The following is a 236-nucleotide window of genomic DNA, read 5'->3' on the forward strand; positions in this document are numbered from 1 at the left end:
GTCGGAAATCGCTCGTCGCGTGCAATGGCATAAGCCCGCTTGACTGCGAGACAGACACGTCGAGCAGAGACGAAAGTCGGTCATAGTGATCCGGTGGTCCCGCGTGGGTGGGCCATCGCTCAACGGATAAAAGGTACGCCGGGGATAACAGGCTGATGACCCCCAAGAGTCCATATCGACGGGGTCGTTTGGCACCTCGATGTCGGCTCATCTCATCCTGGGGCTGGAGCAGGTCC

Annotated in this window: 1 rRNA gene; it reads left to right on the forward strand. The window is 59.7% G+C overall.

Features of this window, described 5'->3' with window-relative positions:
- A 23S ribosomal RNA gene (locus KZZ06_RS22225) occupies nucleotides 1-236 on the forward strand; the annotation flags it as partial.

It is taken from the genome of Sulfitobacter sp. CW3, assembly GCF_019392245.1.
Classification (GTDB): domain Bacteria; phylum Pseudomonadota; class Alphaproteobacteria; order Rhodobacterales; family Rhodobacteraceae; genus Sulfitobacter.